The sequence below is a fragment of the Agromyces sp. NPDC058484 genome (genome assembly GCF_042720415.1).
Lineage (GTDB): Bacteria > Actinomycetota > Actinomycetes > Actinomycetales > Microbacteriaceae > Agromyces.
Genome location: NZ_JBHXMP010000001.1, coordinates 496209 through 520543 on the forward strand (window position 1 = coordinate 496209; position 24335 = coordinate 520543).

General features: G+C 69.5%; 19 protein-coding genes and 2 tRNA genes. 4 read left to right on the plus strand and 17 right to left on the minus strand.

The genetic code is table 11. From position 1 onward, the window contains the following. Window positions 1-34: 34 nt before the first annotated feature. The 3 genes from ACFWN7_RS02385 to ACFWN7_RS02395 all read right to left on the minus strand — a co-directional run bounded on the left by ACFWN7_RS02385 (window position 35) and on the right by ACFWN7_RS02395 (window position 2385). The gene (locus ACFWN7_RS02385; protein ID WP_376937073.1) at window positions 35-1069 is read right to left on the minus strand and encodes a TerC family protein; all 1035 of its coding nucleotides are present in this window, start codon (window positions 1067-1069) and stop codon (window positions 35-37) included. Between the two features lie 265 nt (window positions 1070-1334). Beyond that, a tRNA-Glu gene (locus ACFWN7_RS02390) sits at window positions 1335-1407 on the minus strand. 75 nt (window positions 1408-1482) lie between these two features. After that, a complete protein-coding gene (locus ACFWN7_RS02395) occupies window positions 1483-2385 on the minus strand; it encodes a diacylglycerol/lipid kinase family protein (protein ID WP_376937075.1) in 903 nt (300 codons plus the stop codon). 61 nt (window positions 2386-2446) lie between these two features. Between ACFWN7_RS02395 and ACFWN7_RS02400 the strand changes: the two genes are divergently transcribed. Then, window positions 2447-3085: an MBL fold metallo-hydrolase gene (locus ACFWN7_RS02400; protein ID WP_376937076.1), complete on the plus strand. Its 639-nt coding sequence runs from the start codon at window positions 2447-2449 to the stop codon at window positions 3083-3085. Window positions 3086-3118: 33 nt separating this feature from the next. On the opposite strand, the gene ACFWN7_RS02405 is transcribed toward ACFWN7_RS02400, so the two are convergent. The 9 genes from ACFWN7_RS02405 to ACFWN7_RS02445 all read right to left on the minus strand — a co-directional run bounded on the left by ACFWN7_RS02405 (window position 3119) and on the right by ACFWN7_RS02445 (window position 15825). Then, window positions 3119-5620 carry a transglycosylase domain-containing protein gene (locus tag ACFWN7_RS02405; RefSeq protein WP_376937078.1) on the minus strand — a complete coding sequence of 834 codons (2502 nt, stop codon included), beginning with the start codon at window positions 5618-5620 and terminating at the stop codon, window positions 3119-3121. 134 nt (window positions 5621-5754) lie between these two features. Further along, window positions 5755-7470 (minus strand): alpha-amylase family glycosyl hydrolase, encoded by a 1716-nt coding sequence (locus tag ACFWN7_RS02410; RefSeq protein ID WP_376937079.1) that lies wholly within the window; start codon window positions 7468-7470, stop codon window positions 5755-5757. A gap of 20 nt (window positions 7471-7490) precedes the next feature. Next, on the minus strand, window positions 7491-8813 hold the full coding sequence (locus ACFWN7_RS02415; protein ID WP_376937080.1) for a glycoside hydrolase family 36 protein: 1323 nt from the start codon (window positions 8811-8813) through the stop codon (window positions 7491-7493). After that, window positions 8810-9916 (minus strand): Gfo/Idh/MocA family protein, encoded by a 1107-nt coding sequence (locus ACFWN7_RS02420; protein ID WP_376937081.1) that lies wholly within the window; start codon window positions 9914-9916, stop codon window positions 8810-8812. Before ACFWN7_RS02420 ends, ACFWN7_RS02415 begins: the two co-directional genes overlap by 4 nt. Window positions 9917-9921: 5 nt before the next feature. Next, window positions 9922-11226 carry an ADP-ribosylglycohydrolase family protein gene (locus ACFWN7_RS02425; RefSeq protein WP_376937082.1) on the minus strand — a complete coding sequence of 435 codons (1305 nt, stop codon included), beginning with the start codon at window positions 11224-11226 and terminating at the stop codon, window positions 9922-9924. A 12-nt stretch (window positions 11227-11238) separates the two neighbouring features. Continuing rightward, the gene (locus ACFWN7_RS02430) at window positions 11239-12420 is read right to left on the minus strand and encodes an ROK family protein (RefSeq protein WP_376937083.1); all 1182 of its coding nucleotides are present in this window, start codon (window positions 12418-12420) and stop codon (window positions 11239-11241) included. Window positions 12421-12425: 5 nt separating this feature from the next. Beyond that, the gene (locus ACFWN7_RS02435) at window positions 12426-13364 is read right to left on the minus strand and encodes a carbohydrate ABC transporter permease (RefSeq protein ID WP_376937084.1); all 939 of its coding nucleotides are present in this window, start codon (window positions 13362-13364) and stop codon (window positions 12426-12428) included. Beyond that, a complete protein-coding gene (locus ACFWN7_RS02440) occupies window positions 13361-14359 on the minus strand; it encodes a carbohydrate ABC transporter permease (RefSeq protein ID WP_376937085.1) in 999 nt (332 codons plus the stop codon). The genes ACFWN7_RS02435 and ACFWN7_RS02440 overlap by 4 nt, the downstream gene beginning before the upstream one ends. Before the next feature lie 71 nt (window positions 14360-14430). Beyond that, on the minus strand, window positions 14431-15825 hold the full coding sequence (locus tag ACFWN7_RS02445) for an ABC transporter substrate-binding protein (RefSeq protein ID WP_376937086.1): 1395 nt from the start codon (window positions 15823-15825) through the stop codon (window positions 14431-14433). A 266-nt stretch (window positions 15826-16091) separates the two neighbouring features. Between ACFWN7_RS02445 and ACFWN7_RS02450 the strand changes: the two genes are divergently transcribed. Then, on the plus strand, window positions 16092-17132 hold the full coding sequence (locus ACFWN7_RS02450; RefSeq protein ID WP_376937087.1) for a zinc-binding alcohol dehydrogenase: 1041 nt from the start codon (window positions 16092-16094) through the stop codon (window positions 17130-17132). A gap of 310 nt (window positions 17133-17442) precedes the next feature. Here ACFWN7_RS02450 and ACFWN7_RS02455 read toward each other — a convergent pair. The 3 genes from ACFWN7_RS02455 to ACFWN7_RS02465 all read right to left on the minus strand — a co-directional run bounded on the left by ACFWN7_RS02455 (window position 17443) and on the right by ACFWN7_RS02465 (window position 20119). Continuing rightward, window positions 17443-17514, minus strand: a tRNA-Gln gene (locus tag ACFWN7_RS02455). A 76-nt stretch (window positions 17515-17590) separates the two neighbouring features. Further along, on the minus strand, window positions 17591-19117 hold the full coding sequence (gene gltX, locus ACFWN7_RS02460; RefSeq protein ID WP_376937088.1) for a glutamate--tRNA ligase: 1527 nt from the start codon (window positions 19115-19117) through the stop codon (window positions 17591-17593). Window positions 19118-19174: 57 nt separating this feature from the next. Continuing rightward, window positions 19175-20119 (minus strand): LysR family transcriptional regulator, encoded by a 945-nt coding sequence (locus ACFWN7_RS02465; RefSeq protein ID WP_376937089.1) that lies wholly within the window; start codon window positions 20117-20119, stop codon window positions 19175-19177. Window positions 20120-20200: 81 nt separating this feature from the next. Here ACFWN7_RS02465 and ACFWN7_RS02470 point away from each other — a divergent pair, with 81 nt between their 5' ends. Beyond that, window positions 20201-21232: an aminotransferase class V-fold PLP-dependent enzyme gene (locus tag ACFWN7_RS02470; RefSeq protein ID WP_376937090.1), complete on the plus strand. Its 1032-nt coding sequence runs from the start codon at window positions 20201-20203 to the stop codon at window positions 21230-21232. 108 nt (window positions 21233-21340) lie between these two features. Here ACFWN7_RS02470 and ACFWN7_RS02475 read toward each other — a convergent pair whose 3' ends face one another. Beyond that, the gene (locus ACFWN7_RS02475) at window positions 21341-21781 is read right to left on the minus strand and encodes a hypothetical protein (RefSeq protein WP_376937091.1); all 441 of its coding nucleotides are present in this window, start codon (window positions 21779-21781) and stop codon (window positions 21341-21343) included. 58 nt (window positions 21782-21839) lie between these two features. On the opposite strand from ACFWN7_RS02475, the gene ACFWN7_RS02480 reads away from it, so the two are divergent. Then, the gene (locus ACFWN7_RS02480; protein WP_376937092.1) at window positions 21840-23333 is read left to right on the plus strand and encodes a DUF222 domain-containing protein; all 1494 of its coding nucleotides are present in this window, start codon (window positions 21840-21842) and stop codon (window positions 23331-23333) included. 151 nt (window positions 23334-23484) lie between these two features. On the opposite strand, the gene ACFWN7_RS02485 is transcribed toward ACFWN7_RS02480, so the two are convergent. Continuing rightward, window positions 23485-24258: a fumarylacetoacetate hydrolase family protein gene (locus tag ACFWN7_RS02485; RefSeq protein WP_376937093.1), complete on the minus strand. Its 774-nt coding sequence runs from the start codon at window positions 24256-24258 to the stop codon at window positions 23485-23487. Window positions 24259-24335: the final 77 nt, after the last annotated feature.

Here is a 24335-nt window from a genome sequence, read left to right on the forward strand (position 1 = left end):
CCACGCGGAGACGGAGCGCCGGATGTCGCCGGGCTCACCGGGCGGGGCGGTGGTCGTCCTCCGTGAAGTGCGGCACCTCGTCGAGCAGCCTGGTGCCGCGACGCTGGGAGTCGACCCGAGCCTTGACGATGCTCGCGATCGTGGCCACCGCCATCGCCGCCACGATGACGCCGAGCGACACCCACGTCGAGATCTCGGGCGCCCAGTCGACGTGCTCGCCGCCGTTGATGAACGGCAGCTCGTTCACGTGCAGCGCGTGGAGCACGAGCTTCACGCCGATGAACGCGAGGATGAACGCGATGCCGTACTTGAGGTACTCGAGGCGCTCGAGGAGTCCGCCGAGCAGGAAGTAGAGCTGGCGGAGGCCCATGAGGGCGAAGATGTTCGCGGTGAACACGATGAACGCGCTCTCCGTGATGCCGAAGATCGCCGGGATCGAGTCGAGCGCGAACAGCAGGTCGGTGGTGCCGATCGCGACGAACACGATGAGCACCGGCGAGAACATGCGAGTTCCGTCGACGGTGGTGCGCAGCTTGATGCCGTCGTAGTCGTCGGCGATGCGCACGCGCTTGCGGAGCAGCCGGATGATCGGGTTCTCACGGTCGTCGTCGTGCTCGACGAACGCCTGCTGGTAGGCCGTCCACACGAGCCAGGCCCCGAAGATGTAGAAGATCCAGCTGAAGTTCTCGATGAGCTGCGCGCCGAGCAGGATGAAGACCCCGCGGAAGAGCAGCGCGAGGATGATGCCCACCATGAGCACCTCCTGCTGCATCTTCTTCGGCACCGCGAAGCGCGCCATGATGATGACGAACACGAAGAGGTTGTCGATCGACAGGCTGTACTCGGTGAGCCATCCGGCGATGAACTGGCCGGCGTGCTCGGCGTCGCCGAGCACGAACATGAGCAGCGCGAAGATCAGCGCGAGCACGACGTAGAACACGACCCACAGGGTCGACTCCCGGAACGACGGGACGTGCGGCCGCTTGAGGACGAGGAGGAGGTCTGCGACGAGGATGAGCGTGAGGACGACGAGTGATCCGATTTCGAACCAGGCTGGGAGTTCGAGCAACGTGGGGCCTTCCGGGTGCGTGGGGGGACAGGTGAACCCGAAAGTCTCTCCCGACCGCGCGCTGCGCGCCGCCACGCCCGGAGCGGCGTCTCTGCCGCTCGTATTGACGATCGTGGCCCGAGGCATGCGCCCCGCGGGATACTCCCCTTCGCTCGACGAGTCTAGCCGATGGGTTTCAACGGATGCCGCACGCCGAACCACCCCGGAAACGCCGAATGCCCTCGCGATGGCGAGGGCATTCGGTCGGTTGTCGGATGTCACTGCGTGACCCCAGCGGGATTTGAACCCGCGCTGCCGCCGTGAGAGGGCGGTGTCCTAGGCCGCTAAACGATGGGGCCGAATCGACAACTTGAAGAGTATGACACAGCCGTCGGGCCGCCGCAAAATCGAGGCCGGCGAGGCATCCGTCGCTCTCAGGCGAAGACCGAGAGCGCCCCGGCGACGACCTCGACCTCGATCGGGAGCGCGCCGATCCGCTCGCCGTCGGCGTACGCCACGATGTCGTCGGCCTCGATCACGATGCGACGGCCGCTCACGAACTCGACGGCGGGATGGTGGATGTGCTCGCCTGCGAACACCTTCGGGAACACCGCGATCAGTGCGGCACGCGAGACGGGATGCACGATGAACACGTCGAGGAGGCCGTCGGCGAGGTCGGCGTGCGGCACGACCTTCATTCCGCCGCCGATGAAGGGGGCGTTCGCGACCGAGACGAGCATCGCGTGCTGTTCGCGGCGCACCCCGTCGATGGTGATGGCATACCTGCGCGGGCGGAACGTCGCGAGCTCGCGCACGAGTGCCATCGTGTACCGGCTCCGGCCACGCGGGCGGGTCATGCGGTTCGCTCGTTCGTTCACGACCGCGTCGAACCCCGTCGAGACGACGCATGCGAACCACGTGCGGAGCCCGCCGTGCCGGACGACCCCCGAGTCGATCGTGCGCGGCGGTCGCACGAGTGCCGTCACCAGCGCTTCGGTTGCCGCGACAGGATCGTCCAGCGGCAGGCCCAGGCTTCGCGCGAAGTCGTTGCCCGTGCCGGTCGCGACGATGCCGAGCGGCACCCCCGTCGCGGCGACCAGGTTGACCCCGAGCGACGCCATGCCGTCGCCGCCCACGACGACGAGGCCGTCGGTGCCCTGTGCGAACGCCGACTCGGCCTCCCGCCGGATCAGTTCGAAGTTCGCCTCGCGAACCATCGAGACCTCGTAGCCCTCGGCGATGAGCCGCTCCGCGACCGCGGGACCGACGGAACGATGCCGGCCGTAGGAGGCCGCCGGATTGACGGCCACGAGCAGGCGCCGGGGGGCACGGTCCATGGAGCGATTCTGGCAGGCGACGGGCTTGCGCGCCGACCGACGACCGGTGTTGGCTCGAACCATGCGACTCACGAAGCTCGAGCACGCCGCGCTCGTCATCGAGGACTCCGCGAACAAGCTCTACATCGATCCGGGCAAGTTCACGACGCCGATCACGGAGTCGTCGGGCGCGGTCGCGGTGGTCGTCACCCATCAGCACGACGACCACTGGACGCCCGAGCAGCTTCGCCGCATCGTCGAGGCGAACCCCGACGTGCGCATCTTCGGTGCGGCGGGCGTCGCCGCCGCGGCATCCGACTTCGCGGTGCAGGCCGTCGCCGCGGGCGACGAGATCGACGTGGGAACCTTCCGGCTTCGCTTCTTCGGCGGGAAGCACGCGCAGATCCACCCCTCGATCCCGATCATCGACAACGTGGGCGTTCTCGTGAACGACGCGCTCTACTATGCGGGCGACTCGTTCGCCGTGCCCCAGGATGTCGCGGTCGACGTGCTCGCCGCACCCGCCGCCGCACCCTGGATGAAGATCAGCGAGGCGATGGACTACGTCATGGCGGTAGCGCCGCGACGGGCATTCCCGACGCACGAGATGCTGCTGTCGCAGGCGGGCAAGGCACTGTCGAACGCACGCCTCGCCTGGGCGACCGAACAGGGCGGCGGAGAATACCTCCCGCTCGAACCGGGCGACACGCTCGACTTCTGACCCGCCGATTCGTTCTCGGCGGTCGGCACCGGCTCACCCGGTGTTCGGCCACCCCGGAGCATCGATGTCGGGCCAGCCGTCCGGCCAACCGGGCACGCCGCCGCCCGGCACGCCGCCGTCCGGCACATCGCCGCCGCCCGGCACGTCGCCGCCGCCCGGCACGTCGCCTCCGCCGGGCACATCGCCCCCGCCGGGCACGTCACCATCGTCGCCGCCGAGATCCGTCTCGCCGTCACCGGGTGCATCGCCCTCAGGCGGACCGACCTCGGTCGGCTCACTTGAGTCCCCATCGGGCGCATTACTCGGGGGCCCGCTGGGTCCGAGGCTCTCGGTGAACGGGTCGCCGCCGTACTTGGCCGCAGCGACCGACATGACCACAGGCCACATCCGGTGCCGCGCCGTCGCCGCCTGGCCGCTGTCGAAGGAGATGCCGCGCTGGTTCGCCTCCCCGTTCACGCTGACGACCGCCGCGGCCGTGGCGACCTTCGAGCTCGCCCCGACCATCCACGTGTCCTTCGCGCCATCCGTCGTGCCGGTCTTGCCGATGAGCGGCACGCGAGGCTCGGTGCCGTTCCATGACTGCTGAGCCGTGCCGCTCGTCATCACCCGCGCGAGCGCGTAATGCATCGCGGCGGCGACATCGGGAGAGACCGACTGCGTGCAGGTGGTCTTCGGCGGCGGGATCTCGGCGCCGTCGCGACCCACGATCCGGTCGATTGCGATCGGGGTGCAGGTGACCCCGTTGTTCGCGATCCCCGCGAACGCGACCGCCATGCTGAGCGGCGCGACCTCGTTGGTGCCGATCACCGCCGACGGGCCCTGGAAGAGCGGATCGCCGTCGGCGCGATGCACCCCGAACGCTTCGGCGGTCTTGCGGATGCCGCAGAGGTCGAGCCGCTTCGCCATGCCGACGAAGCCCGTGTTGATCGAGCCGATCGTCGACTCCAGCGCGCTGTAGTTGGCGCCGGACTCGTTCGCATCGTTTCTCGGGTTCCAGCCGCCCGCGAAGTGCGGACCCTCGCAGCTGTCCTGGAAGACGCCCCAGTTGCTCTTCGGACGCGAATCGACGCGTTCGCCGAGGCCGTGCCCCTCGTTGAGCCACTGCGCCAGCGTGAACACCTTGTACGAGGAGCCCGGCTGGAATCCGCTCGATCCGCCCTGCGCGTAGTCGGTGTTGTAGTTGATGCTCGTGTACTGCGGGCCGATCGCGAGCACCGCCGGGTCTTGGCTGTAGACCTTGTTCTGCGCCATCGCGAGCACGCGCCCGGTGCCGACCTGCACGCTCGACATCACCGCGCCGAGGTCCCATCCGGGATACGCCTGGGGCACGTTGTTCGCGATCGCGGTCTCGGCGGCGTTCTGCAGGTCGAGGTCGAGGGTGGTGTAGACGTCGTATCCGCCGCGGCGGAAATTCAGGAAACGCTCCTGCGCGTCCTCACCGAAGATGGGGTCGGTCTGCAGGATGTTCTTCACGTAGTCGCAGAAGTAGGCGCTGCCGGCCGCGGTCTGGCAGCCTGTGCTCGGTTCCATGATCGCGGGCTGCACCGGCGTCGCGATCGCCTCGTCGAACTCGGTCTGCGTGACCTTCTTCTGCTCGAGCATCTTCGTGAGGATGTAGTCGCGTCGCCTGGTGTTCTCCGCGTATCCGTTCGCCACCCCGTTCGTCTCGCTGTCGGGGCGGTCGAGCTGGAACTTCACCGGGTTGTTGACGATGGCCATGAGCGACGCGGCCTGCGCGAGCGTGACGCCCGCCGCACTGGTCGAGAAGTAGTAGTTGGCCGCCGCCTCGATGCCGTAGACCGTGCCGCCGAAGCCTGCGATGTTGAGGTAGCCGAGCAGGATCTCGTCTTTGCTGTATCGCTTCTCCACGCCGATCGCGAGGCGCATCTCCTTGAGCTTGCGGTCGATGGTGGTCTCGGTGGCCGTGTCGTAGCAGGCGAGCTTCGCCTCCTCGACCAAGGCATGGCGCTGGTCGGGGGTCAGCGCGGCCGACTCCTCATCCGACAGCCCGTCGAGCGCGGTCGCGCCCGCCTCGCGCTCGCACTCCTGTACCCGCACGTTCTTCACGTACTGCTGCGCGATCGAGGATCCGCCCTGGGTCTCGCGGCCGGTGGCGGTCGTCACCGCGGCACGCACGGTGCCCTGCAGGTCGATGCCGCCGTGGTCGTAGTACCGCGGATCCTCGCCCGCCACCGCGGCATCCTTCACGTACTGGCTGACCGCGTCCCAGCCGACCTCGACGCGATTCTGGTCGTAGAACGACGCGAGCAGCACCGGCGTTCCGTCGGATCTCGTCGCGTAGATGTCGCTCTTCTGGGAGAGCTCGCCGATCTGAAGGTAACTCGGGAGGTTCTCGAACATCCCGATGGTTCCGGATGCCGCGAGGCCGACGGTCGCGATCGCCGGTGTGATCCCGACCACGACGAGCGTGGCCGCCGCCGCACTCGCCGCGACGAGGCCGACGAGTCCGCCGATGACGCCCACGGGAGTTCGAGTCTCGGCGAAATCGCGATTCCGCTTGTTCCGTGCCTCCACGTTCACCCCTCACGCGAGTCCCACCGAGACGAGCCTGGTTCGGCATGGCGCGCCTTCGTCGTCGTTCCCAATGCAACCTCAGCGGCGGCCCGCTGTAAAGAGCCGTTCTGTGCGGGGATGCCTCGTGCGTACCCTCAGCGGCCTGGACTCGGCGACGTGGGTCGCAGCCAGACGTAGCCGAATCCCTTCAGCGTGAGTCCTTCGTGCCGAGTGCCGGTGAGGGCGTCGGTGCCGCCGAGCGTCGGCAGTTCGACCGTCTCCTCGCTCACGTTCACCGCCGCGACCACCTCGTCGTCGGTGTCAGCAGCGCGCCGGATCACCAGCACACGGTCGTCGAGCGGCTCCACCGACTGGTCGGCGAAGGGCGAGAACCCGGGGAGGGCGCGACGCACCTCGAGGAGCCGGCGCAGACCCTCCACCATGCCGGCTCTGCGCGGCGACGACACGAGCTCCGCCGCCAGCCGATCGGCGTCGAGTGCCTCGCGGTTGATGCGCCGCGGGATGTCGCTCTCCTCCATGCCCGTGTGGTCCTGACCCGACCCCAGCAGCGAGTGGTAGTAGATCGCGGGAACGCCGACGACGGACAGCAGGATGACGTGCGCCGCCAGCCCGCGGACGACGGCCGAGGCATCCGGATCGGGATCGTCGGGGGCGACGAGTGCGTCGAGATAGTTGGTGTTGAGCTCGTAGACGTCCTCGGTTCCGTCGGGGCGACGTGCCATCGAGACCCGACCGCCGCGGGCCAGGGTGCGTTGCACGAGGAGCCCGCGATCGGCGTCGGTGAGCAGACCTTCGGTCGGGCGCATGCCGATGCCGTCGTGACTGGCGAGGAAGTTGAACCACGTCGCGGTTTCGCTCACGGCGCCGATGCTTTCGGCCCACGCCGACAGCGCCGTCGCACGTCCGGTCACGAAGGCGTGCAGCACCAGCGGCGGAAGGGCGAACTGGTAGACCATGTGCGCCTCGTCGGCGCCGTTCCCGAAGTAGGAGATGTTGTCGGCGTGCGGGACGTTCGTCTCGGTGAGCAGCTGCGTCCCGGGTGCCAGCGCGTCGGTCAGCGCCCGCCAGATGCGGATGATCGTGTGGGTCTGCGGCAGGTGCATGCACGTCGTGCCCGACTGCTTCCAGAGGCATCCGACGGCATCGAGTCGGATCGTCGTGGCGCCGCGCGCGAGGTAACCGAGCAGGACGTCGGTCAGATCGAGCAGCACCGCGGGCGTGCTCGGGTCGAGGTCCACCTGGTCGGCTCCGAACGTGGTCCACACGCCGACCCTCGTGCCGTCGGGACGGTCGAACTCGTGCACGAGCGGGCTCGTTCGCGGCCTGACGACACGCGAATCGTCGAAGTCGGCGCCGGGCGCCAGGAAGTACCCGGCGTAGACGGCGTCGCCCGCCAGCCAACCGCGGAACCAGGGGCTCGACGCTGAGACGTGGTTCGCGATGAAGTCGAGCATGAGCGCGTGGTCGGCGCGCAGGTCGGCGATGTCCTGCCAGGTTCCCAGGTCGGGGTTGACGCGGCGATAGTCCACGACACCGAAGCCGTCGTCGGACGTCCAGGGGTAGATGGGGAGGAGGTGGACGTCGGTGACCGCGTCGCGCACGTGCTCGCGCAGCACGCGTGCGAGCGTGTGGAGGGGACTCTCGCCTGGGCGCCGGAACGCGTCGCCATAGGTGATGAGGTAGGCAGTGCTCTCGTCGGGCCGATCGCGGTCGGTGGGCCGCAGCTTCGGCGCCCATCGCTCGGCGAGCGCGATGATCTCGTCGAGCACGTCGGGACCCCGCTGCGCATACAGGCTCTCGACGAGCGGCGCGAGGCGCGCCCGGAGGCTCGCGACGTCCGGCTCGGTCATCGGCTCGACCCTCGAATCCGTCATGCGGATGCCCCGTCCAGGAGTCGTTCGACGAGCCGCAGACCGTGCGTGTCGAGCTCGGCGATGCGGTCGGAGAAGCCGCGCAGCCCCGGCGCGGCGAGCACGACGTCGGCCCACTCGTCGCGCAGCGCGAACTGCGGGCGCGCCACGAGGCAGTCGGGGTCGGTGGTCCAGAGGCGGCCGTGTTGCCACGCTCGCGCCTGCAGCGACATCGCGCCGCGAAGGCCCTGAGAGCCGTCCTCTCCGCCCTCGTGGAACGTGTCGGGCGAGATCCGCATGGCATCCACCAGTCCGACGCTGGGGAGGATGGGCGCGCCGCACCCGAGCAGGTAGGCCCGATCGCCCATCACCTCGCGGATGAGGCCGAGCCCCGAACGGTACGCCTCGACGGACCCTGCGTCGGGGTCGTGCCGCGGGCCCGGTACCGCGCCGGCGTAGAGGAAGTCCAGCTTCAGGTAGTCCACGCCGAGTTCCCTGAGCGAGGCGACGACCTCGCGCAGGTACGCCTGCACACCGGGATTCGTGAGATCGAGGCCGATGAGGTCGTCACCCCAGTTGCGGCCGGCCGGACCGGTGAGCCATTCCGGTTGCCGCTGTGCGGCGTCGGATCGTGAGCCGACGACGAACGGTGCGAGCCAGATGCCCGCGCGTCGTCCGTTGTCGCGGATCCGGGCGACCACGTCGGGGAGCGATCCGAAACGGGGGTTCGGCTTCATCCACTCCCCCGTGCCGAGGCTCCAGCCGTCGTCGATCTGCACCACGTCGACGGGGAGGGCGTGCTCGTCGATCGCGGAGAGGTTCTCGACGAGGTCGTCGGCGGTGACGTCCTCGAAGTAGCGGTACCACGTGCACCACACCCGCGGCGGCGTCCCCGTGCGGGCACCGGATGTCGCGCCGAACCTGTCGCCGAACTCCTCCAGCGCGCGGCGTCCTGCCGGTGAGCCGGTGCCGCCGACTGCGGCGGGCGAAGAGGCGGCGTCACCGGCATCCGTCGTCCAGATCTCCACCGGGGTCTCGGCGTCGACGACCACGCGATCGCCGAGCCACGCCGCTCGGATGGAAGGGACCTCCGTCGAGGCATCCATCGTGCCGTACGTGCGCACCGGACTGCCGTCGCCGGGGTCGACGACGAGAAGACCCTCGCCCTGCACGCCGTCGGTCAGCGGGCTGCCGGGACGGAACCGCATCAGGTGCTCCCGCTGCTGCGACGGCCGATGCGCGGGATCGACGCGGCCGTACCAGGTCGTCGGGCTCCAGCTCTGCCAGCCCTCGGCGTAGACGCGCCCCTCGGGTCCGACGGGAACCTCGTCGATCGTGGTCATGCGTCATCCTTCCGCGAGTCTGCGATCGCGTCGAGCACCAGGCCCTCCGGATGCACGGGCGCACCGCCCGCCTGCGCCGACCGCACGGCCGCGAACCCCAGACGGGCCGTGGCGATGACGTGGCGGGCGGAGTTCTCGGGCTCCCGGTCCTCGGCGATGGCACTGAGCAGCTCCCCCATCGCCCCCGCGAACCCGTCGGTGAACCACTCGCCTTCGAGGGGGAGACGGGTGACGCGGGCGCCGCGTTCCAGCTCGAGCCGGTCGCTGCCCAGGAGCACGCTGCCGCGAAGGGTGCCTTCGGTGCCGTGGATCCAGAACGGGCAGCCGCCGTGACGCGCGTGCGCGTTCCCGACGATGCGCAGTGACGCGCTCGCACCCGAATCGACGACCGCCTGGATCCCCGCGTGCCACGGGTTTCGGGCGTCGACGGGCTGGCCGGGCACGCGCGAGTCCTGTGCGCTCACGCTCGTCACGCGCGAGCCTTCGAGCCAGCATCGCGTGATGTCGATCCAGTGCACCAGGTAGTCGGCGAGCAACATGTGGGGCACGTCGTCGAACGGTGTGCCGGCCAGGGGCGGAAGCGGCTTGTCGTGCAGGTGCGTCACGCCGACGACGTCGCCGATGGCGCCCCCTCGGATGAGGAGCGTCGCGAGCCGCCAGGCAGGCGCCCACCGCCCGTTCTGGTTCACCGCCACCTTCAGGCCGAGTTCACGCGCTTCCGCGAGCACGTCGTGAAGGCGGAGCAGCTCATCCTCATCGATGCTCAACGGTTTCTGGGCGAGCACGTGCTTTCCCGCCCGCACCGCGGATGCGATGAGGTCGAGCCGGCCGACCGGCCCCGTGGCGATGTCGACGACGTTCACGCGTTCGTCAGCGAGGAGCGCGTCGACCGTCTCGTGGACGGTTTCGATGCCGAACCTCGCGGCGAGCTCCTCCGCGTGCGCGGCCGTGCGCGAGGCGATCGCCGCAACGGGTATGCCCCATGCCGCATACGCGGGAAGGTGGGCGCTGCGTGCGATGGATCCGGCCCCGATGAGACCGACGCGCACCGGTTGAGAGGGCACATGCGGGCGGTGGTCGGGGAGGTCGTCTGTGGCATCCATGGAGTTCATGCCCCGTCGGAGAACCTCGTCGCGAGCCGGCGAGTCCGCTCCGCCAGCTCACGGATCTGCGAGTTGTCGGCGCCGAACACGGCCGAGCGCGTGCGGCCGTGCAGCGGATCGATCAGGTTGGCGGGCAGGTGGCGTGCGCCGAGGATTCCTCCGAGCACCGAGCCCACCGTGGCGCCGTTGGAGTCGGTGTCCCATCCGCCCGTGACGGTGTTGCCCACCCCGACCGCGAGGTCGTGCTCGCTCCACAGCAGGCCCGCGGTGATGAGGGCGGCGTTGTTGACCGTGTGCACCCACTCGTAGTGCCCGAACCGCTGCAGGATCGCCGCAAGCGCGGCATCCCAATCGAGGCCGTCGCGTCGCAACCCCCGCACGAAGCCGATCGACTCGGCCAGCCGTGATCGGCGGGGCACGACGGCGAGCGACCGCTCCACGACCACGTCGACGTCGTGCTCGACCAGCGAGCACGCGGCGAGGGCGGCGCTCCACATCTCGCCGTAGATGCCGTTGGCCCGATGCGACAGCACCGCGTCGCGGTAGGCCAGGCGTGCGGCCGCCCACGGCCGATCCGGATGCGTCCATCCGTAGGCGTCGCCCCGGATGAGCGCGCCGATCCACTCCCGGTACGGGTTCCGCCGTTCCCCCGCCCCGTGCGGCGGCACCCCGTGCAGAAGGTTCACGTATACCGCGCGCTCAGCCGTGTACACCCGGGCGTACGGGAGGAAGGCCAGCCAGGCGTCGGCGACGTCGGCCGTGGACAACGAACGCCCGTGCCGTTCGAGAAGCTGCAGCGTGAGGATCGTGTAGTCGATGTCGTCGTCGCGATCGGAGCCGTTCACGTTGCCGCGTGTCGTGCGCGGCCAGCTCTCCCGCAGCGCGAACGCCTCCTGCGACTGCGGGTCCGGCGGCGGAACATAGTCCCGGAGCGGAAAGGCACCTGCTCGATCGAGGTACTCGCGAATCCGGGCGCTCGTCCAGATCCGCCCCTCTTCGACCGGCTTGCCCACGTTGCATCCCGCGATCCGGCCGAGCCACGCGCCCTGGAATCGGTCGAGATCCGGCATCGTCCCTGCGGCATCCGCAGCCGGTCCGCTCTCGGCGGCGATCGCATCGAGGTCGTCGGGTTCGACGTACGCCCAGTCCTCACGCCGCGTCAGCTGTTCGAGCCGGCCCAGCATCCGCTCCGCCTCGGCGATGTCGGCGGCCGAAGTCACGTGCTCGAGTCCGGCGAGGTCGAACCCGCTCTCGCGTCGCTGCCGGACCTCATCCACGAGGAGGTCCTGCGCAGACAGCGGATCGTGCATCAGGGGTCCCTGTCAGCTCGCCGGCCGCAGCCGGTCGTCGACGGATCGCGCTGAGAAGGTCTGGTCGATCACCAGATGGCCGGCTCCTTGAATGCCGGCGTCCGAGCCGAGTGCGCTGGCCGCGACGAACAGCTCGCGCGTGGCCATGGGCACGGTCCGCTCGTAGATCCGGTCGCGCACGCTGTCCAGCAGCACCGACCCGGAGCCGCCCATGACCCCGCCGATCACGACCACCGCCGGGTTGAGCAGGGCGACCGAGGTCGCCAGCACGTCTCCGAGCAGCCTGCCCGCCCGCCTCGTGAGCTCCACGGCACGCGGGTCGCCGGCGGCTACCAGCCGGCTGACGTCGGTCGCGGATCCCGCGTCACGACCGTCGTCGCGAAGCATCCGTGCGATGGCCCCGCCGCTGGCCTCGGTGGCGAGGCATCCCGCTGCGCCGCAGGTGCAGGCATGGGCCTTTTCGCCTTCGACGATGCGGATGTGCCCGATGTCGCCCGCGCCGCCGGCGATCCCGCGTTCCGGTTGACCGTGCAGGATGATCCCGACGCCGATGCCGGTGCCGACCTTCACGAACAGCAGGCTGGGCGCCTCCGGGTACCGGTCGCGCGCCTCGCCGAGCCCCATGAGGTTCGCGTCGTTGTCGACGAAGACGGGCAGTCCGAGCAGGTCGCCCAGGGTTTGAGCGATGGGAAAGTCGTGCCACCGCGGCATCAGCGGCGGATTGTTCGGCCGCTGGGTGGCGTAACGAACGGGCGCCGGGATGCCGACCCCGACGCCCGCGACAGCCGAGAGCGGCCTCTCCGCGCGACCGAGCAGTTCGATCAGTCGTTTGGCGAGGCCGCGGAGCGTGACGCCCGGCGCTGCGGCGATATCGATCTCCGCCTGCGCTCGCATGATGACCCGGCTCCCCGCGTCGAGGAGTGCCAGGTTCGCGTGCGTCGCACCGATGTCCACCGAGAGCACCAGTTGCCCGTGCTCGTCGAAGCTGAGGATACGGGCCGGTCGACCGGTCGATGCCGCGACCTGCCCGGACTCCCGCACGTAGCCTGCGGCGATGAGCTGCGACATCCGCAGCGACAGAGTGGATCGCGAGAGCCCGGTGAGCTCCTGTACCTCGCGGCGCGTGCGAGCGCGCCCTGAGCGCACCAGCTCGAGGATCTCGCCGGCGCTTGCACTGCCCGTCGCGTTCGGCACGCGGATCAGCCCTTCTCCGCGCCGGCTGTCAGCCCGCCCGTGAGCAGGCGCTCGGTCAGGAAGAACAGCACGATGATGGGCAGGGTCAGCACCACGGATCCCGCCATCAGCACGGTGGTCGGAACTTCGATGCTGCCCGACAGCTGAGCCAGGCCCAACGACACCGTCCACAGGGGTCGCCGGTCGACGAGGAACAGAAGCGCGAAGAGGAACTCGTTCCACGCGATCATGAAGACGAACAGGCCCGTCGCCATGATCGACGGCATGGCCAACCGCAGGGTGATCCTGCGCAGCACACCGACGCGGGACAACCCGTCCATGAGCCCTGCCTCTTCGACCGACGCGGGCACCGTCTCGAAGTAGTTGCGCATCATGTAGATCGCGACCGGAACGGTTTGGGCGGCGTAGACGATGACCAGGCCGAGGAGAGATCCACGCAGGCCGATCCGCGTGAAGATCACGAACAGCGGAATCGCGACGACGATCGCCGGGAACAGGTAGGCCGCCAGGAACAGCGCGCTCACCTGCCGCGACCCGAAGAACGGCAGACGTGCGATCGCGTACGCACCGGGGATGGCGACCAGCAGGGCGAGGATGACCGAGCTGATCGCGACGATCGCGCTGTTCACGAGGAACGTGAGAAACCCTTGGCCACCCTCGGACACCGGGGCCAAGACGTCGATGTAGGTGTCGAGGGTGAGTTCGTCGAGGCTCGGGAGCAGCGATCCGGGGTTGCGCAGCAGGCTCTCGATGGGCCGCACCGAGAGCAGCAGCATGTAGAGGAACGGCACGAGCACGGCGATCAGGAACAGCGAGATGGTCACCCAGCGGATGATTGCGAGGATGAGCCGCTGGCGCTGCAGACCGGGGTGGCGGCGGCGTTGGCGCCGTTGGGGAACGGTGGCCTGCTCGTCGGCGAGGGCGACCGTGATGTCGGCGGTCATATCTTCTCCCCTCTCCGACGCATCACGAGCACATAGGTCAAGAGCATCGCGATGAGAATCAAGGCCAGCACGACGGATGTCGCGGACGCGGCGCCGACGTTGCGCTGCACGGTGAGCAGCTGGAAGATGCGCACGCTCGCGACCTCGGTTCCGGCCGCTCCGCCGGTGAGCAGGAAGATGTCGTCGAACTCGTTGAAGGTCCAGATGGTGCGCAGGATCGCGAGCACGCCGATGATCGGCACGAGCTGCGGCCAGATGACGTATCGGAAGGTCTGCCACGGCCCTGCCCCGTCGACGAGCGCCGCCTCCTCCGGTTCGGTGGACATGGCCTCGAGCCGGGCCATGAGGAACAGGAAGGCGAACGGGAAGTACCGCCATCCTTCGAAGACGATGACGGTGAGCAGGGCCGTCGGGATCGGGATCTCGAGCCCGAGCACGTCCCACTGCGCGACAGCCTGGGACAGGAACGGGATCGGGCGGTCCCACCCGAACAGGTTCTGCCCCCATTCGTTGACGATGCCGAACTCGGGGTTCAGCATGATCCGCCACACGAACGTGACGGCGACCACGGGCGCGACGTAGGGCAGGAGGAAGGCCGCACGAACGAACGTGCGGCCGGGGAAGGGCTTCCGCACGGCCATCGCCGCGACCGTGCCCAGGAAGAGCACGAGGATGACCGATCCGATCGTGTAGACGATCGTCGTGCCCAGCGCCGACCAGAAGTCGCCACTGGAGAAGACGAGGCGGAAGTTGTCGAGGGTGAAGTTGCTGAACGGGTTCTGCGTGCCGATCTGGATCAGGCTCAGCTTCTGGAAGGCGATCACCACCGACCAGAGGAGCGGGAAGATCACCACGGCGACCACGATGATGAGCGTCGGGGTCATCAGCAGCGCGCCGGTGCGCGAATCCCGCTGCGTGAGCGTGCGTCGCCGACCCGGTCGCCGGGCTCCGGGGAGCGGGGGCGTCGATGGGTCGCGGGTCTCGGTTGCCGTCATGGGAAGTTCCTCCTTACGGCGGGCCGTACCGGGGCGCCGGGCGAATCCGGGCCGGGCGCCCCGATCGGCGGTCAGAGGCCGAGGTCTTGCTTGATGGTGGTCGCCTCTTCGGCGGCTTGGCCGGCGGCGTCCTCCGCAGACGTGCCGCTGTTGATCGTCTCCGACAGCACGCCGGGAAGGACGAACTGCGAGCCGACGGCTCCGGCGAGCCCGCCGTATCCCTGCGGGATGCCCCAGCGGTCGAAGGAGTTCGGCGAGTCGAGCACCGCGGCGAGGGTCTCCTCCCCGAACACGGACGACAGCTGCGCCTTGGCGTCGACGCCCGCCTCGAGCTCCAGCCACCCGTCGACGAACGCGGTGGGATCGTCGGCGGTTCCCAGCCGGGTCGGGACCTTCCCCTCCGGAGCCTGCGCGAGCCAGTCGAGGTACGCGTCGCCCATCATGTGCTCGACGAGCCCGCGAGTCTCCTCGGACGCTCCCGTGAGCACCGCCCACGAGACGATCTCGCCGAACGACGCCGGCTCGCTGCCGCCCGGTCCTTCGATCGCACTCACGACCCCCGTGTTGGCGGCGAGGAAGCCCGGATCGGCCGCGCACTGCGGGCACGTCGGCAGCGCGTCGTTGCGCAGGCCCGCCAGCTCGTCGAGCAGGAACGACGACCAGACGACCATGCCGGCGCCGCCCGCGAAATAGGTCGCGCGCGTGGTGTCGGCATCCTGATTGCCCGCCACCGAGCCCTGCGTGATGAGGTTCGTGTAGAAGTCGATCGACTCGACGCACTCCGGGCTGTCGAGGAGGATGTCACCCTCGTCGTTCACCAGTTGGCAGTCGTTCGCGAGCGCGAAGTGCTCGAACGTCTGCTGCGTGAACGAGTCGGCGGGCGCCGTGGCGGCGACGATGCCCGCGACCTCCGGCGACTGCAGCGTCGTGGCGGCCTCGGTGATCGCCTCGTACGTGTTCGGCACGTCGAGACCGGCGGCCTCGAACAGGTCGGTGCGGTAGAACAGCAGCTGCGCCCAGCCGTCACTGGGCACCGAGAGCTGTGTGCCGTCGGACTGGGTCAGTTCGAGGGCGCGCTCGGAGAAGGTGTCTGCTCCGAGTGATTCGACGATGGCTTCCGCGGCGGCGGGATCGAGAACCCCGTCGTTGTTGAGCTGGTTGACGGCGTTGAGCGAAACCGCCGCGATGGCGTCGGGCAGTTCGTTCGAGGCGGCCGCCGAAGCGAGCACCGTCGACAACTGATCTTCGGCGAGGGCGACGAGCTCGATCTCGAGCTCGTTCTCCTCGGCGTACGCGTCGAGGAGGGCCTGTTGGACCTCGACGCGCTCCGCGATGTCTTCGACGGTCCAGATGAGCAGCTGGTCGTCGCCTCCGCCTCCGTCCTCGTCGGATGCGGGGGTGCAGCCCGCGAGCAGGAGGGCGGATGTCGCGACGGCAGCGAGGACGCAGGTTCGAACGGTGCGCATGATCACTCTTTTCGGTCTGGAGAACTCGCGGTGCATGGCGGCACTCGGTGGTCTTCATCGACGCGGATCCCGGGACCGCGGATCCTGGAACCAACGGTGCTGAGCAAATTGAACACCCGACTTATGTCGTGCCGCAAGACGTAATTGTCCGCGTTCACATCCGTGGGTCGAGGTTTCGAGGCTTCTTTATGCCGGATCATTGGACAAAGCATTGTGCCCAGCCGGGGGGTCACCTAACGTGAGTCCGTCGGTTTCGAAGGGCGGTCGTGGTGGGAGCACATGTGACCTTTCCCCGGGTGGCCACGGTGGCGGTGGTGCAAGAGCCCGACGCGCCGCTGGCCGACGGCCAGGTGCGCGTGCGCACGCTGTACTCGGGTATCTCAGCCGGCACCGAGCTGGCCGGCTACCGGGGCACGAGCCCGCACCTCACGAGACGTTGGGACCCTGACCTGCGGCTCTTCTTCGAGGGGTCGGCAGTGCCGTCGTTCCCGGTCACCGATCTCGGGTACGAGGAGGTCGGCGAGGTGGTCGAGGTCGCGGGCCCGCACGCCGGAGTCGCCCTCGGCGACCGCGTGTGGGGAACGTGGGGGCACCGCAGTTCCGCGGTGCTCGAGGCGACGGATGCCGCGAGGCGCGTGCTTCCCGACGACGTGGACCCGCGCATCGGGATCTTCTCCCACATCGGCGCTGTCGCCCTCAACGCGGTGATCGACGCCGACATCCACGTGGGCGAGATCGTCGCCGTGTTCGGGCTCGGCGTGCCCGGGCAACTCGTAGCGCAGCTCGCGCGCCTCAACGGGGGCCGGGTGGTCGCCGTCGACGGAATTGCCGCGCGATGCGACCTCGCTCTTCGACTCGGCGCGGAAGCGGCTCTGGACTCTGCCGAGCCGGTCGCAGAGCGCATCCGCGAGCTTTCCGAGGGCCGAGGCGCCGACGTGGCGATCGAGATCAGCGGCAGCGCGCGCGCACTCCACGAGGCGATCCGCTCCGTCTCGTACAACTCCCGCGTCGTGGTCGCCGGCTTCCTCCAGGGCGATGCCGTCGGCCTGCGGCTCGGCGAGGAGTTCCATCACAACCGGGTGCAGCTCGTGTGCTCGCAGATCTCCGCTTCGGCTGCGGCCGTCAGCCACCGCTGGGACCGGTACCGCCTCAATGCCACGGCGCTCCGCCTCGCCAGCGAGGGAAGGCTCGACGTGCTCTCGCTCATCAGTCGCACCGTGACGCTGAGCGAGATCGCCGAGGCGTACCGCGCGCTGGATCAGAACCCGCGCGACCAACTCCAGGTCGTGATCGACTTCACGTCATGAGCGCGACGGCGCGGCATCCGACCGCCGCCAGGTCAATCACGCAGGTCTATTCGTGAGGAACCCATGTCCCCATAGGCTCTACGCTATGGCGTCGTCGGCACCGGAAACGTCGGCACCGCGCTCGCGCGCAGCCTCGCTGCATTGCCCGAGGCATCCGTCACCCGGCCGCCGTCCGCAGCCGCCTGGCTTCCGGCCGGTGCTCCAGGCACCGCCGAAGTCCCCGCGGGAGTTTCGTTGAGGGCTCGAGCCGCGTGCCGACCGCATGCGCCGGAGAAACGAAAAGGACCCGCGAATCCTCGCGGGCCTTGCGCTGGGGTACCTGGACTCGAACCAAGAACAACTGAACCAGAATCAGCCGTGTTGCCAATTACACCATACCCCAATGGCCTGGAACCGAAGCCCCGGGCCGACATGCAACTCTAGCCTACGCATCGCACCCCGGCCAAACCGAGGCGGCGCTACCCGACCGTCGACCCGAGGCGCGCGGTCAACCCGTCGATGCGCTCCAGCGAGTCGATCTTGCCGAGGATCTGCATCGACTCGAAGAGCGGCGGCGACACGCGCCGGCCCGAGATCGCCGTGCGCACCGGGCCGAACGCGACCCGCGGCTTCAGGCCGAGCCCGTCGACGAGGGCGCCGCGCAGGGCCTCCTCGATCTGGTCGTGCGTCCACGCATCCGCGGGGAGCCGGTCGAGCGCTTCGCGCGCCGCCGAAAGCACGGCACCGGCGTCGTCGGGCAGGGCAGCGAGGGCGTCGTCGGCATATGACAGGCCCGCGGCATCCGTGAAGAGGAAACCGAGCATGCCGGGAGCCTCGCCGAGCAGCCCGATGCGCTCCTGCACGAGCGGGGCGGCCTCGACGAGCAGCGCCTCCTGCGCTGCGGTGATCGGGGTCTCGACCACGCCCGCCGCCTGCAGGTACGGCACCGTGCGCGCCGCGAACTCGGCGACGTCGAGCCGGCGGATCTGGTCGCCGTTGATCGCCTCGGCTTTCTTCAGGTCGAAGCGGGCAGGATTCGGGTTGACGTGTGACACGTCGAACGCCGCCACGAGCTCCTCGCGGCTGAACACGTCGCGATCGGCGGAGAAGCCCCAGCCGAGCAGCGCCAGGTAGTTGACGAGCCCCTCGGGCACGAAGCCGCGGTCGCGGTGGTGGAACAGATTCGACTCGGGGTCGCGCTTGGAGAGCTTCTTGTTGCCCTCGCCCATGACGTAGGGCAGGTGTCCGAAACGCGGGATGAACGAGGTCACGCCGATGTCGATGAGCGCGTGGTACAGCGCGATCTGGCGGGGGGTCGACGAGAGCAGGTCCTCTCCCCGCAGCACGTGTGTGATGCCCATGAGCGCGTCGTCGACGGGATTCACGAACGTGTAGAGCGGCACGCCGTTGGGGCGCACGGCGACGAAGTCGGTCGTCGACCCGGCCGGGAAGTCGATACGGCCGCGCACGAGGTCGTCGAATGCGAGCTCGACGTCGGGCACCCGCATGCGGAGCGCCGGCTGCCGTCCTTCGGCGCGGTACGCCGCCTTCTGCTCCGCCGTGAGATCGCGGTCGAAGTTGTCGTAGCCGAACTGCTTGGGCCGGCCGGCGGCCTCGTTGCGGGCGTCGATCTCGTCGGCGGTCGAGTAGCTCTCGTAGAGGTGCCCGGCCGCCTTCAGCTGCTCGATGACCCCGGCGTAGAGCTCACCGCGCTGCGACTGGCGGTACGGCTCGTTCGGGCCGCCGATGCCGATGCCCTCGTCCCAGTCGAGGCCGAGCCAGGTGAGGGCGTCGATGATCTGCTCGTAGCTCTCCTCGCTGTCGCGCGCGGCATCCGTGTCCTCGATGCGGAACACGAAGATGCCGCCGGTGTGGCGCGCGTACGCCCAGTTGAACAGGGCGGTGCGCACGAGTCCGACGTGCGGCGTACCGGTGGGCGACGGGCAGAAGCGAACGCGGATGTCGCTGCCGGAGGCCGTGGAGAAGGGGTGGGTTGCGTCAGACATACGCGTCCATGCTACCGACCGGCCGGGTCCTGCCGCGCCGGGTCCTGCCGCGCCGGGTCATGCGGTCGACGCGAGTTCCTGCAGCACCGCGAGGGTCGCACCGACCGCGGGGACCCGCTCGGCGCCCCGCGCGGTCACGAGGTGCAGCGAGCGCACGTCGGCGCGTGCGGTGGGCCTGGTCACGACGCCCGGATGCCGCGGCGACGCGTCGAGGGCGAGCGCCGGCAGCAGCGCGACGCCGAGACCCTGGGCCACCATGCCCTCGACGGCGACGAAGTTGTCGGTCTCGAACGCGATGCGGGGCGTGAAGCCCGCGACATCCGTGAGCTCGAGCAGGTGGCCGCGGCAGCGGGGGCATCCGGCGATCCAGGGGTCGTCGCCGAGCCTCGCGAGGTCGACGACGTCGGATGCCGCGGCCGGATGCCCTTCGGGCAGCACGAGCCGCATCGGCTCGTCGCCGAACGCGCGCACGTCGAGACCCCGGGCGCTCGCCCGGTGCGGGTCGTCGCGGTCGCCGGGATAGCTGAACGTGATCGCGAGGTCGGCCCGGTCGGCGCGCACCGCGGCGACCGCCTCGGGCGGCTCGGCCTCGACGTAGGTGACGGCGACGCCCGGATGCCGCGCGCCGAGGGCGGCGATAAGCCGCGGCACGAGCGTCGCCGACGCCGACGGGAATGCGACGAGCCTGACCCGACCGGTGCGGAGTCCGCGGATCTCGGCGAGTTCGCCCGCGGCGGCTTCGAGCGCGGTCGCGACGGCGTTGGCATGGCGGGCGAGCACGCGCCCCGATTGCGTGAGACGGATGCCGCGGCCCACGCGTTCGACGAGCGCGATGCCCGTGCGCTCCTCGAAGCGCCTGAGCTGCTGGCTCACCGCGGGCTGGCTGTAGCCGAGCGCCTCGGCGGCCGCCGTGAGCGAGCCGTGCTCGGCGACCTGCCGCGCCACACGCACGGTCTGCAGGTCGAGTGCCGCGGAGAGGTGCTCGACGGATGCATCGTACATGACCGAATCATAACCCGCTGTCATGTATGTGATCACTCACCTGTCGTTGTCGAATGGATGCCCCGAGCACAGACTGGCCGCATGGAATCCATGCGACAGCGATTCGACGCCGGCAGCGGCTACCTCGCCGCGTGCACGCTCGGCCTCCCCGCCGACGTCACCCGCGACGCGGTGCGACGCGACCTCGACCGGTGGGCCGTCGGCGGCGCGAGTGCACCGCAGTACTCGGCGATGCTCGAACGCGCGCGCGGTCACGCCGCGGCCCTCCTCGGTGTGGAGCCGAGCCGCGTCGCCACGGGGTCGCAGGTCTCTGTCTTCACCGGGCTCGCCGCGGCCTCCGCGCCGCGCGGCGCCGAGATCGTGTGCGTCGACGGCGACTTCTCCTCGGTCGTCGCGCCGTTCCTCGCCCGCGGCGACCTGCGCGTGCGGCACGTGCCGCTCGACGCGCTCGCCGACGCGGTGACCGGCGACACCTGGATGGTCTCGTACTCGCTCGTGCAGTCCGCGACCGGGGAGGTCGCAGATGTGGCATCCGTCACCGCGGCCGCCCGCGACGCCGGCGCCCGCGTGCTCGTGGACACGACGCAGGCGACCGGATGGATGCCGACCACCGACCTCGAGGCCGACCTGATCGTGTGCCACGCCTACAAGTGGCTCTCCGCGCCGCGCGGCGCCGCGTTCGCCGCGTTCTCCGACCGGGCGCTCGCCGAGCTCACGCCGTACGCGGCGGGGTGGTACTCGGGAGCCGACCCGTGGGCGTCCTGCTACGGGCCCGCGCTCTTCCTCGCCGATGATGCGAGCCGCTTCGACGTCTCCCCCGCGTGGCACGCGTGGGCCGGCGCCGAGGCCGCCCTCGGGTTCGCCGCCGCACTCGACATGCACGACGTGCGGCGGCACGACCTCGGGCTCGCGAACGCGTTCCGCGAGCGGCTCGGGGCCGCGGCATCCGACAGCGCGATCGTCACGTGGGCCGACGGCGACGGGGCCGACCTCGCGGCGCTCACCGCGGCGGGCATCACCGCGTCGGGTCGCGCCGGGCGTGCGCGGGTGGCCTTCCACGTGTGGAACGACGATGAGGACGTCGATCGCGCGGCCCGGGCGCTCGGGCGCTGAGAGCGGTCCGCCGTTCGGGCCGAAGCGTCGCAGGGGCATCCGCCGTTCTTCGAAGGTTCATTCGAGTGTCAGTTCGAATGAAGTTGGCGCGTGTCGTGCTGGGGCGGGTCATTTCATAGGCTGGCTGCACCCGCTCGCGGACGTCATGATGATGCTCGCTTCACCGGCCGCGTTGCGGACGGCGGTGATGTTGAGAATGATCATGGTCTTCCCGACGATTCGGATACGTAGGTTCTCGCGAGAGTCGAGCGTCCTCACGCGCACCACCCAGCTGTCCGCTTCGGGGAACTCCTTCGAAAGGGAGGCAGCCCACGCGACGCGATCCATCGTCGGCTCAAGGTTGATCACGCATCGGACGGTCGCCCGATCTCCACGGTCCTCAAGCGGACAAGGTTCCTGGACAATCTCTTGGCTCGTACCGAGCATTGCGTTGGCAGGGATGGTCTCCTCGACCCGGTCGTAGTACCCCGTCACCACCGTTGTGGCTTCCTCCACCGTGGCCGCAATCGCCCAAAGCGCATTTGGATGGTGCGGCCAGGCGAGCTTCACGTAAACAGATACTCAGAAGATTCATTCGAGTGACAGTGGGTGGCGAGACGATGGAGACATGCCAGAGACGCTCCCCGACTTCGCCGGAATCACCGGCGAGTTGCGCTCGCTCGGGCTCACCCCTGCCAGCTTCCACGAAGCGGATGACGCGACGCTGGTCACCGCGCTCGAGTCGATCTCGGCGCTGCGACACGAGGTCGAGCGGCATCAGGCGCTCGCGGCGGCTGAGGTCGCGCGGCGGTCGCGTGTCGGATTCGGCGTTCACGGGCTCGCCCGGCGAGACGGGCACACGTCGGCGGGTGCGATGCTGCAGTCGATCACCCGCTCATCCAAGCGCGATGCGGCTGCACTCGTCTCAGTGGGCACGATGGTGGCAGATGCCGAGGCGGCGGCCGAGTTCGAGCGCATGCGATACGACGACCCCGCCGCCGCGGCCGTGCTGCCCGAGGTCAACGCGCCTTGGTTCGCACCGCTGAGCTCGGCAGTGGTGGACGGCGATTTGACGGTCGCAGTCGCCGAGGCCATCAGGTCGGGCCTGGGCGAGCCCGGTGGCGACGCCGACGCAGCGTGCCTCACTGCCGAACTCGAAGAGCTCATTCCGAAGTGCCGAAACGCCCACGCCGATGCGGCGCGACTCGCAGCCCGGCAGGCCCGCGATCGCATCGATGCTGCGGGCGTCGCCACGCGTGCCGCCGTGCAGCACGACCAGCAGTTCTGGCGCGTGTGGGTCAAGCCCGACGGAATGGTCCGTGGCGAGTTCGAACTCGAACCCGAGTCGGGCATGCTCGTCAAGGCGGTGTTCGACCAGCTCACCCACCCACGACTCGTCGAACCGAAGGTGCGCCGCGGATTCGGCGATCCGGCGGTCGGCGACCGGGCGTTCGCCGATGCGCGGGCGATACGAGAGCGCAACGCCGCCGACGGGCTCGTGCAGCTGCTCCGGTCCGGCGTCAGCGTCGACCCGACCCGACTGCTGAACCTTCAGAAGCCCTCCGTTCGCATCGTGGTGAACGCGCACGCACTGGCGGCGGGCCGCGGCTCGGGCATGATTGAGGGCCACCCAGACCGACTGCCGATCGGTGCGATCCACACGGGCCTCTGCGAGGGATACATGCCGGTGCGATTCGACGACGGGGGCGCAGTCCTCGACCTCGGCCGAGACGAACGTCTCTTCTCCGCCAAGCAGAAGGCGCTCCTCGCGATCCGCGACGGCGGATGCATGGACCCCGAATGCAAGCGCCCGCCCTCGTGGACCGAGGCGCATCACATCGACCACTGGCAAAGCGACGATGGGCGCACCGACATCGCCGACGGCATCTTGCTCTGCCGACGCGACCATCTCAGGTACCACAACGAGGGGTGGGAGGTTCGGCGCGAAGGCGCGACGTACTGGCTGATCCCTCCTGCGGCGGTCGATCCGGGGCAGACACCGAGGTTGATGCGATCGAAGACGCCAGCCGACATCATGAATCCGGTTGATCCCGTGCGCCTGCCTGTTCCGCCGACACCGCGTCCTGTGCGGGAACCAGAGCCTGCGCGCTTCGCGGGATAGAAGTCTGCCCGCGCGCGAGTTGCGAGGCGGGCGAACAGGCCGCGCGATCAGGCGCCTGGCCTGCGCGCGTGCGCTCAGGCAACGCGCGATGCTCAGGCGATACGCACCATGCTCACGCGACGTTCAGCATGCTCGGCGACGGCAATCGTGCTTACCCGGCCGAGCGCACGGGGTTCGAGAGCGTGCCGAGGCCCGAGACCGTGATCTCAACCGTGTCACCGTCGACGAGGGGCCCGACGCCCGCGGGAGTGCCCGTGAGGATGACATCGCCCGGGAGCAGCGTGAACACGCTCGATGCGTACGACACGATCGCGGCCACGCCGTGCACCATGTCGGCCAGCCGCCCGTCCTGCCGGCGCTCGCCGTTCACGCTCGTCTCGATCGTTCCGCGCTCGACGTCGAGGTCGGTGTCGATCACCGGTCCGAGCGGGCAGAACGTGTCGAAGCCCTTGGCACGGGTCCACTGGCCGTCGCGGCGCTGCAGGTCACGGGCGGTGACGTCGTTCGCGATCGTGTACCCGAAGATCACGCCTGCGGTATCCGCTTCGCTCACGTTCTTCGCGATGCGCCCGATGACCACCGCCACCTCGCCCTCGTGCTCGACGCGCTCGCTCTGCGGGGGCAGCACGATCGCGTCGCCCGGACCGATCACCGAGGTGTTGGGCTTCATGAACAGCAGCGGCTCCTCGGGAGCCTCGCCGCCCATCTCGGCCGCGTGCTCGCGGTAGTTCTTGCCGACCGCGACGATCTTCGACCGCGGGATGACCGGTGCGAGAAGCTTCGCCTCGGCGAGCGGCACGCGCTCCCCCGTCGGGTCGTACCCGGCGAACATCGGGTCGGCCTTCAGCACGACGAGCTCGTCCTCCTCCTCGTCGACGATGCCGAATGCGATGGTGTCGTCGTGGGAGAAGCGCGCGATCTTCATTCGCTCAGCCTATTGTGCGGATACGGCCGAGGCGGCGGCTGCGGCGGCTGCGGCGGCTGCGGCGGGCGGGGCGGCTG